The sequence below is a fragment of the Sediminicoccus sp. BL-A-41-H5 genome (assembly GCF_050632405.1).
GTDB lineage: Bacteria > Pseudomonadota > Alphaproteobacteria > Acetobacterales > Acetobacteraceae > Roseococcus.
The window spans coordinates 1,819,378-1,830,523 of record NZ_CP192601.1 but is presented as its reverse complement, the minus strand read 5'-3'; the positions used below and the strand labels follow the sequence as shown (position 1 = coordinate 1,830,523).

Annotated in this window: 6 protein-coding genes and 1 pseudogene; 5 read left to right on the top strand and 2 right to left on the bottom strand. The window is 67.9% G+C overall.

Going from position 1 to position 11,146, the window contains the following annotated elements; all coding sequences use genetic code 11:
* Nucleotides 1–25 precede the first annotated feature (25 nt).
* A complete protein-coding gene (locus ACQ860_RS09180) occupies nucleotides 26–718 on the bottom strand; it encodes a CBS domain-containing protein (protein WP_431303073.1) in 693 nt (230 codons plus the stop codon).
* Here ACQ860_RS09180 and ACQ860_RS09175 point away from each other — a divergent pair.
* The 5 genes and pseudogenes from ACQ860_RS09175 to ACQ860_RS09155 all read left to right on the top strand — a co-directional run bounded on the left by ACQ860_RS09175 (nucleotide 713) and on the right by ACQ860_RS09155 (nucleotide 8,730).
* On the top strand, nucleotides 713–3,538 hold the full coding sequence (locus ACQ860_RS09175; protein WP_431303072.1) for a cation-translocating P-type ATPase: 2,826 nt from the start codon (nucleotides 713–715) through the stop codon (nucleotides 3,536–3,538). The two genes, ACQ860_RS09180 and ACQ860_RS09175, sit on opposite strands and share 6 nt — an antisense overlap.
* Complete coding sequence (locus ACQ860_RS09170; RefSeq protein ID WP_431303071.1) at nucleotides 3,535–4,779, top strand: MgtC/SapB family protein; 1,245 nt, start codon at nucleotides 3,535–3,537, stop codon at nucleotides 4,777–4,779. Before ACQ860_RS09175 ends, ACQ860_RS09170 begins: the two co-directional genes overlap by 4 nt.
* A 52-nt stretch (nucleotides 4,780–4,831) precedes the next feature.
* A pseudogene (locus ACQ860_RS09165) lies at nucleotides 4,832–5,387 on the top strand (integrase core domain-containing protein); the annotation flags it as partial.
* 210 nt (nucleotides 5,388–5,597) lie between these two features.
* Nucleotides 5,598–6,971, top strand: coding sequence for a GH1 family beta-glucosidase (locus ACQ860_RS09160; protein ID WP_431305741.1), 1,374 nt, complete (start codon nucleotides 5,598–5,600; stop codon nucleotides 6,969–6,971).
* Between the two features lie 37 nt (nucleotides 6,972–7,008).
* Nucleotides 7,009–8,730 (top strand): ABC transporter ATP-binding protein/permease, encoded by a 1,722-nt coding sequence (locus ACQ860_RS09155; protein WP_431303070.1) that lies wholly within the window; start codon nucleotides 7,009–7,011, stop codon nucleotides 8,728–8,730.
* Between the two features lie 13 nt (nucleotides 8,731–8,743).
* Here the strand turns inward: ACQ860_RS09155 and ppsA are convergent, their stop codons facing one another.
* Nucleotides 8,744–11,107, bottom strand: a complete 2,364-nt coding sequence (gene ppsA, locus ACQ860_RS09150) for a phosphoenolpyruvate synthase (RefSeq protein WP_431303069.1) — start codon at nucleotides 11,105–11,107, stop codon at nucleotides 8,744–8,746.
* Nucleotides 11,108–11,146: the final 39 nt, after the last annotated feature.

Genomic DNA, 11,146 nt, shown 5'->3' with positions numbered 1-11,146 from the left:
GAGGGTGAGCCCGATGCCCCCAACCCTAGAACGTGCCGCGCAGGAGTAGCGGCATCGGGTCAAGCTTGTCCTTAACCGCCGTCACCCCCGGCACCGCTTGTGCCAGCACCATCAGGCCCTGGCGCATGGTCTCGGAGCGTGCAAATCCATACAGAGTAACGACGCCCGCGGCTACGTCAGGGTATACCCAATATGTGTCCACCCAGGGCTGCTCGCGCATCGCGGCGATGACGCCGCGCAGAATGGCGCCGTCTCCAAGATTGCGCTCAGGGCTAGGCACTGCGCGAAGCACCGCTCGCAAAAGATCGGCGCGGCTGACGATGCCGACCAGCCGGTTGCCGGCCAGCACCAGCACCCGGCGAATGCCGTGCATCTCCATCAATTGCGCGATGCGTTCAGCAGATTCGCCTTCTGCAACACTCACCAATTCAGCCGACATCACATCCCTCGCGCAGGCTCCATGCGCCTTTGCGAAGCGCTCTATCAGCGGCTTTGTCCCGGCGAAGAGCTGCAGAAACCAGCCGAACGGGCCGGGTGGCTGATCTGCCAGGCGGCGGATGAGGTCACCCTCCGTGACGATACCGAGCGGGGCACCATCCGCATCCACCACGGGCACTGCGGAAATGCCGCGAGCGGCAAGCAACTCCGCCAATGCGGTCACTGGCGTCTCGGGCGGCACCACAACCAGATTGGTCGACATCAGCTCTTTGGCATGCATGGTAGCCTCCGGATTTTTTTGGCCGAGCTGATTGCAGCTAGGCAGACAACACTGGCGAGTGGCTGGCCGACCGGCAGCGACGAACTATGCGCAGAAAGCGGGAAAAATGTCTTTGCGCAAAATCAACGCCCTGAAACGCCAAATAGTCCAAAAGCGGCGCGATGGATTTTGCAGCGATTTATTTGTCGGCAGCCGAGCTATTTTCGGGCGAGTTCACCCACTCGTGGGTTGGACGGGGGCGACCATGCTGCCCGTTCGCATTCGGCGGATCGGCATGGCGCACCACAAAGGAAGTCCGCCATGCTGGATGTGCCAAAGCACGCATCGCCCGTTCCGGGCCTGAGCGAGCAGGAGGCGGAGGCTCGCCTCAAGGCGGATGGCCCCAACGAACTGGCGCGCACCGGCCGGCGAACGCCATTCCGGATCGTGGTCGAGGTCCTGCGCGAGCCGATGCTGGCGCTGCTGCTCGGCGGCGGCGTGCTCTACCTGCTGCTCGGCAGCCCGGAGGAGGCGCTGATCCTGCTCGGCTTCGCACTCTTCTCCATCATCATTACCGTGATCCAGGAAGGCCGTACCGAGCGCGTGCTGGAGGCATTGCGCGACCTGACCAGCCCGCGCGCGCTCGTGATCCGCGATGGAGAGAGAAAGCGCGTCGCCGGCCGCGAGGTCGTGCGCGGGGATCTGGTGGTGTTGGCGGAGGGCGACCGTGTGCCGGCCGATGCCAGGCTGATCGACGCCAGCGACCTGCAGACCGATGAATCCCTGCTGACAGGGGAATCGGTGCCGGTCCGCAAAGCAGTGGGTGCTGCGTCGGCATCAGCGCGTCCGGGCGGTGATGACCTGCCGCAGGTCTTCTCGGGTAGCCTGGTGGTGCGCGGCCACGGCATCGCCGAGGTGACGGCGACCGGCCCGCGCAGCGAGATCGGCCGAATTGGCCAGTCACTGAGCGCCCTGGAGACGGAGCCGCCGCGACTGCGAGCGCAAATGCGCCGGCTCGTGACGCTCTGCGCGATCTTCGGCGGCGTGGTCAGCCTGGCGGCGGTGGTGCTCTACGGCACGCTGCGGGGCGGCTGGCTGGATGCATTGCTGGCGGGCATCGCCATCGGCATGTCGATGCTGCCGGAGGAGTTGCCGGTGGTTCTCACCGTCTTCATGGCGATGGGGGCCTGGCGTATTTCCAAGGCGCGGGTTCTGACGCGGCGTGCCGCGGCGATCGAGACGCTCGGCTCCGCCACCGTGCTGTGCACCGACAAGACCGGCACGCTGACGCAGAACCGAATGACCGTCGCCGAAATGTGCCTGCCCGACGGCACGGCCTTTCGGCCGCCGGATGGCGCGCTGCCGGCGGAGTTTGCCTTGCTGGCCGAAACCGGACGGCTGGCCAGCGCGCCGCAGCCCTTCGACCCGATGGAGAAGGCCTTCCATGCGGTGGCTCAGGGGCTGCCCTCGCCCGCTCTGGATCTCGTTCGCATCTACGGCCTACGGCCTGGCCTGCTGGCAATGACGAATATCTGGCGTTCAGATACGAAATCCATCGTCGCAGCCAAGGGCGCGCCCGAGGCAATCGCAGCGCTTTGCCACCTGGACCCCACCGCAGCCGCCGAGTTGACCGCCCGGACCGAGGCGCTTGCCGCCAAAGGCATGCGCGTGCTGGCCGTGGCCCGCGCCGCTCTGGACGGGCAGGCCTGGCCGGAGACCCAGGACGGCTTTGCCTTCAGCCTGCTGGGCCTCGTCGGCCTGGCCGATCCATTGCGGCCGGGCGTGACCGAGGCTGTCTCCGAGTGCCGCACAGCCGGAATCCGCGTCATCATGATCACGGGCGACTATCCCACCACAGCCGCGGCCATCGCGCGCCAGGCGGGGCTGGACGCCGAAACCATCGTGAGCGGCGAAATGCTCGCCGCCATGGATGATGAGACTCTTGCGCAAACGGTACGGACCGCGACGGTCTTCGCCCGCATCATGCCGGAGCAGAAGCTGCGCATCGTGGCCGCGCTGAAGGCGGATGGCGAGGTGGTGGCGATGACAGGCGATGGCGTGAATGATGCGTCCTCGCTGAAGGCCGCGCATATCGGCATCGCCATGGGTGGCCGCGGAACGGATGTGGCGCGCGAAGCATCGTCGCTGGTGCTGCTGGACGATGATTTCGGCGCGATCGTCGCGGCCGTGCGGCTCGGCCGCCGCGTTTTCGACAATCTGCGCAAGTCGATGGGCTTCATCGTCGCGATCCATGTGCCGATCGCGGGATTGGCCCTCCTGCCGCTGGTCTCTGGCCTGCCCATCCTGCTCTGGCCGATGCACATCGCTTTCCTGGAGATGGTGATCGACCCGGTCTGCACCTTGGTCTTCGAAGCTGAGACGGAGGAGGAGGGCATCATGCTGCGCCCACCGCGCGACCCCGCGGCGCCGCTCTTCTCAGCCGCGCTGATCGGGTGGAGCCTGTTGCAGGGCACGGTCGTGCTGGCATTGTCCGCCGGGATCTATCTGCTGGCGTTGGATCGCGGCATGCCGGAGGCCGAGGTTCGGTCGCTGGCGTTCTTCGCCCTCGTGCTTGGGATCATCGGCCTGATCTTCGTGAACCGCTCCTTCAGCGCGTCCATCGTGACAGCCTTCCAGCGGCGCAACGCGGCGCTGCGTTGGGTGATGCTGTCGGTGACGGCAATGCTGAGCGTCACGCTGCTGCTGCCCTTCGCGCAGCGCATGTTCCGCTTCGGCCCACTGCATTTGGATGACATCGCGCTGACGGTGGCTGCGGGGTTGGCGACCATCCTGGTCCTGGAGCTCCTGAAGCCGCATTGGCGCAAGCGCCTGATGACATGACGGCGCTCTGGACCAGTTTCGCCGTCGCGCTGGGCATTGGGCTGCTGATCGGGCTGGAGCGGGAACGCAGCAAGGGCGAGGGCCCGACACGGCGCCCAGCCGGCATTCGAACCTTCGCCTTGGCCAGCATTCTGGGTGCTGTGGCTTTTCATCTGGGTGGGACGGTGCTGTTGGCGGTCGCTCTGGCTGGGGTGATTGGTCTGACAGCCACGTCCTACATCCGGGGCCACGAGACGGATCATGGGCTGACAACCGAGCTCGGCCTGCTGGCGATGCCCCTGCTGGGTGCGCTTGCCATGGTCAGCCCGCTGCTTGCGGCCGCCTTGGCGGCGGCTGTCGCGGTTGTCTTTGCCGCGAAGGCACCACTGCATGGCTTCGTGAAAGGTGCGCTGACGGATGCCGAGGTCAAGGACGGCCTGATGTTCGCCATCGCCACCCTCGTCATATGGCCTCTGGTTCCTGATCGACAGATGGGGCCGTTCAACGCCATCAATCCGCACAATGTCTGGTTGCTCGTCATTCTCATGCTGGCGATCGGGGCGGCTGGGCATGCCGCCACCCGTCTTTTGGGCGCTCGATATGGCTTGCCGGTGGCGGGGCTGGCTGCCGGCTTTATCTCCAGCACGGCGACGATTGGTTCGATGGCGGCGCGGGTGGTCAAAGACCCGGCAAGCATGGGCCCAGCCGTGGCCGGGGCGGCGTTCTCGACCTGCGCCACCTTCTTGCAGATGGCGGTCCTGCTGTTCACGATCAGTCAGGCAACCCTGGTTGCGATGGCGCCCATGCTGGTCGCAGGAACGCTGGTTGCGATCGCCTATGCGCTTGTCTTCGCGATGCGTGCGTCGGCATCGCGGGATATCCAGGATGGTGAGCCCGGCAGGGCGTTCAGCCTGGGTCCAGCGCTCGGACTGGCCGCCATGATGGCTGTGATGCTCGTGGTGTCGGCTGCGATGAAGGATTGGTTTGGCGAGGCGGGCGTCATCGCGGGCGCCGCCGTCGCCGGAATCGTTGATACGCATTCTGCTGGCATAGCCGTGGCGTCCCTGGTGGCGACGAGCGGTCTATCGGCTGACGCCGCCATTGCGCCGATCCTTGCCGCAATGACGACCAATGCAGCCGCCAAGATCGTGATGGCTATCAGCCTAGGGACGCGTGGCTTCGCCCTGCGCATTGTTCCCGGTGTCGTGATCTCCATGTTGGCCGCCTGGACGGTCGCCGCGGTGATGCTGAAATGGGGTTAGAAGTGCCGGTGGCTCCGGCGATCTTTGGTGCGCCATCGTATCACAAAGCTCAGAATCCGCACGGCTGAGCAAGGCGGTGTCGGACCTGGCGCTCGAGAAGGTCATTCTCAAGGAAGCCGCATCGGGAACGTGGTCAGCCCCGCGCGACGGAGGGCGCGCGTCGAACAGTCGTGCGCGAGCTCGGCGTGTTGGAGCGCAAGGCCTTTGGGGTAGTGGGGCAGCACAGATCGACGCAGCGGAGGGCGCCGCGTGCGGCGGAGGACGAAGCCGCGCTGACGGCGGACATCGTTGATCTGGCGAAACGCTATTGTCGGTATGGCTATCGGCGGATCATCGCCTTGCTGCAAGACGCCGGCCGGTCGGTGAACCGTCAGCGGGTGGGACGGATCTGGCGGCGTGAGGGGCAGAGGGTGCCGCATCGGCAACCGAAACGCGGCAGGCTGTGGTTGGCGGACGGCTCGGGTAAGCTACGCGGCGAGCTGCTGAACGGCGATGTATTCAACACGCTCAGGGAAGCCCAGGTGCTGATCGAGGAATGGCGCCGGCACTACGACAGGGTCCGGCCGCATTCGTCGCTGGGTTACCGCCCGCCTGCTGCGGAGACAGTGCCAATGGCCAAGTCGCAGATCGGCTCAGGAACAGGCGCGGCTGCGATGGCCCACCAAAATTCGGCCTGGAACACTCGATGGGCGCTGGTCAGTGCGCGCAACGCGACCCGAGCAGCTCGGGGAGCTTCGCGACCGAAACGGCCTGTAAGGCGAATTTCGCGGTCAGCGCTGGACCCGCGGAGGTGATCCGGCCAACGATGGAGACGGCCAATACGGAGCCTCGCGCCATGCGTCACGCCTTGCCCTCGCGCCGCCGTCATCAAGCGGCCTGTCGCGCGCAATGAGCGGCTGGCCCGAGCGGTTCCTCTGGGGGCCTCCACCTCGGCTTTCCAGGTCGAGGGCGGGACAAGCGCCGAGGGGCGTGGCGAATCGATCTGGGATGCCTGGGCGCGCGAGCCCGGCAGGATGCGCGACAACGAGACGGGCGAACCCGCCGCGGGCCATTACGCGCGCTGGGCCGAGGATGTCGGCTGGTTGTCAGCACTCGGCGCGCGGGCCTATCGGTTCTCCATCGCCTGGCCGCGCGTGCTCCCGGCGGGCGGCGGCGCGGTGAACGAGGCTGGCTTTGGTTTCTACGAGCGCCTCACCGATGCGCTGCTTGCCGCTCGCATCGAACCGATCATCTGCCTCTACCATTGGGACCTGCCGCAGGCGGTACAGCAGCAGGGGGGCTGGCCGGCGCGCGATACCGCCGGGCGCTTCGCCGATTATGCCGCTATCTGCGCCGCGCGCCTGGCCGATCGTGTCCGGCTCTGGGCCACATTCAACGAGCCCAATCTCTTCACCATGCTGGGCCATCTGAGCGGCGCGCATCCTCCCGGGCTGGCCGATCGGAACGCCTATCTGGCGGCGCTGCATCATGTGAACCTGGCGCATGGCGAGGCGACGCGGGCCATCCGCGCCGCCCGCGCCGATGCGCTGGTGGGCTGCATCCACAATATCCAGCCAGTGCGCGCGGTGGCGCCTGAGGATTCTCACGCTGCGCTGATACTGGACGCGCTGTGGAACCGCGCGCTGGCCGATCCGCAACTGCGCGGGCACTACCCGGCGGAACTGGCGGAGGCGGTGGCGCCGCATCAACGCGCCGGCGACATGGCGCGTATCCGCGCGCCGGCAGACTGGTTCGGCCTCAACCACTATTCACCGCTCTACGCCAAGGCCGACCCTGCCGCACCCTTCGGTACCGGCTTCGGTGAGGCGCCGGCGGACGGAACCCCGGCTACGCCGATCGGCTGGCGGATCGAACCCGCGGCCCTGCGCGACACCATCCTTGACGTGCATCGCCGCTACCGCCTGCCGATCATCATCGCCGAGAATGGCTACGGCGCTGAGGAGGATGGCATCGACCTCCAGGATTCCTGCCGCATCGCCTACCACCGAGACTACATCGCGGCCATGCAGTCCGCGATGGCGGCTGGAGCGGATGTGCGGGGCTATCTCGCCTGGTCGCTGCTCGACAATCTGGAATGGGCCTCTGGCCGGCGCATCCGCTTCGGCCTGATCCGCGTCGAGCCGAACACGCTGGAGCGCCAACCCAAGGCGTCCTTCGCCTGGTACCGGGCGCATATCGCGGGCGCGGCATGAGGCGCGCCCGGTGAACGCTGCCGCACCGTAATCCACGGTGCGTGTCCTTCTGGCAATCTCCGCGCATTGGCTCGGGCGCTGGCGGACGCGGCTGGCGATCCTGCTGATGCTGTCGCTGACCGCGATGCAAGTGGTCATGGCGGTGGCGTTCAACCTGTGGAACGCGGCGCTTTTCGATGCGCTGGAGCGGCGCGATGTGGCGGCGCTGTGGCATGCGGTCGGTCTCTTCGCCCTGCTGATATTCGCTATCCTGCTGACCAATGCCGCGCAGCTCGCCGCCAAGCGCGGGCTGGTGCTCTCCTGGCGGCGTGCTTTGACCGAGCGGCTGCTGGCCACCTGGCTCGCCGAGGGGCGGCACTGGCGGCTCGGCCAGATCGCCGACGGGCCCGACAATCCTGACGGCCGCATCGCCGAGGATATCCGCGTCGCCACCGAGCATGGCGTCGAGCTGGTCTCCTCGATCTTCTACAGCAGCGGCCTGCTTGCGGCCTTCGTCGGGATCCTGTGGTCGCTCTCGGGCATGGTGGAGATCCTGGGCATCCCGGTCCCTGGGCATATCGTCTGGCTGGCTGTGCTCTATGCCGCGGGCGGCGCGCTCGCCGCCTTCGCGCTGGGTCGGCCGCTCACGCTGGCCACCGAGGCCCGGCAGCATGCCGAGGCCGATCTGCGCTACGCCCTGGCGCAGGCGCGTGGGCATGACGAGGGCATGGCGCTGGCCCGCGGCGAGCAGGTGGCGCGTGGTGGGCTGGCAGAGCGGTTCGAGACGCTGGCCAGGACCTGGCACCGGCAGACTAGCGGCCTGCGCAACCTGATGGGGTTTCAATCCGCCTGTGTCACCGTCTCGCCGATCTTCCCCCTGCTTGTCGCGGCGCCGCGCTACCTTGCCGGCCACTTGACGCTGGGTGGGCTGACGCAGACCGCGCAGGGCTTTCAGCAGGCGGTAGCAGCACTCTCCTGGCCGGTGGAGAACACCGCGCGGCTGGCCGAGTGGCCAGCCTCGGCGGAGCGCGTCCTGGCCCTGGTCGACGCGGTGGATCAGGCGGAAGGCCAGCCCGCGGGCCTGGAGCTGCGGACCGAAGGTGAGGCGCTCGTGCTGGCCGGCGTCACGCTCCGGCTGCCGGATGGCAGTGCGCTGGCCGCGCCGATCGATACCAGCATTCCACGAGGCGCGCTGGTCGAAGTGAGCGGGCATGCGCGTGGTGTGGAGGCGCTCTATCTCGCCATCGCCGGCCTTTGGCGCTGGGGCGATGGTGTTCTGAGCATGCCCTCGCCGCTGCGTGTCGCGGCCCTGCCGCGCCGGCCCTGGCTGCCGGCGGTGGCGCTTTCGCGGCTGCTGACGCCGACGGGCGGTGCCCCGCGCGAGGCGCTGGTGGCGACGCTGGAGGGCGTGGGACTGGCGCCGCTGGCTACGCAACTCGATGAAACCACTGATTGGGAGAACGCGCTGAACGAGCCGGACCGCATGCGCCTTGGCTTTGCGCGGCTGCTGCTGGCGCGCCCGGATGTCGCGCTGATCGCCGATGTCGCGAGCGTGCTGGATGAGGGCGAATTGCGCCGGCTGATCGGCATCCTGACGCGCGCCATCCCACATGCCATCGTGCTGGCCACCGAGAATGGCGGCCTGCACTTCCCGGCGCGGCTGGAATTAAAGCCGGCGGTGGACATTCCGCGCGGCCCCGCGGCGCGGGCCACGGCACGGCAACGCGACTTCCGGCTGGTGGACTGGCTGCGCCGCGGCTTCGGCCACCGCGAGAACTGAACGCTTCCCAGGCTCAGTGAGCCGCCTCTGCCTCCGCTACCCGGCGCGCCGCGGTGACGAAACCATCGGGATTGAGCGAGATGGAATCAATGCCGCATGCCACCAGGAAGGCTGCAAAATCCGGATGATTGCTCGGTGCCTCGCCGCAGATGCCGACCTTCACGCCGCAGGCATGGGCGCGGCGGATCACGTCGGCGATCATCCGCTTCACGGCCTCGTCCCGCTCGTCGAACAAGCCGCGCAACTCGGCACTGTCGCGGTCCACGCCAAGCACCAGCTGCGTGAGGTCGTTGGAGCCGATCGAGAAACCATCGAAGCGCGCGGCGAATTCCTCGGCCAGGATGACGTTCGAGGGGATTTCGCACATCACGTAGATCTGCAAACCATTCTCGCCGCGCTTCAACCCGTGCTCCGCCATCAGCGCCAGCACGCGGTCGGCCTCGGCGGGCGTGCGGCAGAAGGGGATCATCAGGATGATGTTGTCCAGGCCGATCTCCCCGCGGGCCTTGACCATGGCGCGGCATTCCAGCGCGAAGCCCTCGCGATACCGCTCGCTGTAGTAGCGCGAGGCGCCGCGCAGCCCGAGCATCGGATTCTCCTCGGCCGGCTCGAACGCGGCGCCGCCCAGCAGATGCGCATATTCGTTGCTCTTGAAGTCGGACATGCGGACGATCACGGGGTTGGGATGAAACGGGGCCGCGATGCGCGCCACACCGCGCGCCAGCGTCTCCACGAAGTAGCTCGGCTTGTCGCGGAAGCCGCGCGTCAGCGCCTCGATCTCGCGCCGCGCCGCCCGATTGGTCACGGCCTCGAAGCGCAGCAGGGCCATCGGATGGGCCTTCACCACGGCGCTGATGATGAACTCCATCCGCGCCAGCCCGACGCCCCGCGTGGGCAGCCGCCAAGCGCGCAGCGCCGCCGCCGGGCTGGCGATATTCAGGAGCATCGCGGTCTTCGTGCGCGGGATCGCGGCGAGGTCGATGTCGGTCGCGCTGAAGTCCAGAATCCCGTCATAGACCTGCCCTTCCTCACCCTCCGCGCAGGAGAGCGTGACGGACTGGCCGTCCTGCAACAGCGTGGTCGCGCGCTGCGTGCCGATGACTGCCGGGAGGCCGAGCTCGCGGCTGACGATGGCCGCATGGCTGGTGGCGCCGCCATGGTCGGTGATGATGCCCGCCGCCTTGCGCATGAGCGGCACCCAGTCGGGATCGGTCGCCTCGGCCACCAGCACGGCGCCCTGGGGGAAATCCGCGATTTCGTCGGGGCTCCGGGCCACGTGGACCGGCCCGGCCGCAATCGCCTCACCCACCGCCGCGCCACGGAGGATTGGCGCAGCCCTGGCCTTCAGACGATAGCTCCGCAACACCGGCGCCGCGCGCCCGCTATGCACCGTCTCCGGCCTCGCCTGCAGGATCCAGAGCGCGCCATCGTCGCCGTCGCGCGCCCATTCAATGTCCATCGGCCGGCCGTAATGTCGCTCGATGGCGACGGCCCAGCGTGCCAGACGGAGGATGTCGGCATCCTCGAGCACGAAGCGCGAGCGCTCGTGCAACCGGGTCGTCACCAGCGCGGTACGTGCGCTGCCGCCGCTCGCATAGATCATCTTGCGCGCCTTGCCGCCGCAGGTCTTGTCGAGGATCGGCACAAGCGCCGGGTCGTTGAGGGCGGCCTTGAACACGAGGTAACGGTCGGGATCGACCTGGCCCTGCACGATCGGCTCGCCCAGCCCCCAGGCGGCGCTGATCACCACCACGCCGGGAAAGCCGCTCTCGGTATCGATGGTGAAGATGATGCCCGAGCCGCCGAGATCGGCCCGCACCATGGCCTGCACGCCGATGGAGAGCGCCACCTGCATGTGGTCGAAGCCCTGCATTTCGCGATACGCAATCGCGCGGTCGGTGAACAGCGAGGCGTAGCAGCGCCGGCAGGCCTCCAGCAGCGCGCGCTCGCCTTGCACGTTGAGGAAGGTCTCCTGCTGGCCGGCGAAGCTTGCATTCGGCAGGTCCTCGGCCGTCGCACTGCTGCGAACGGCGACGGCGGGTTCGGCTAGGCCGCGACGCCGGCCGAGTTCGCGATAGGCCGCGCGTATCGCCTGGGCCGTCTCTGCCGGGAACTCGCCTTCCAGGAAGAGCTGCCGGATGGCCTCGCCGGTCTTCTGCAGGTTGGCGCTGCCGGCCTGGTGCGCGGCAAGCGCCGCCCGCATCGCCGGACCGATGCCATTCGCGGTGACATAATCGTGATAGGCGCGGGCGGTGGTGGCGAAGCCCGGCGGCACCCGCACGCCGGCAGCCCCAAGCGCGCCGATCATCTCGCCGAGCGAGGCGTTCTTCCCGCCCACGCGCGGCACATCGGCGGCGCCCACCGCCTCAAGCCACACTAATGGCGGGTCATCTCCTCCGGGGTGGGCGGATGCAAG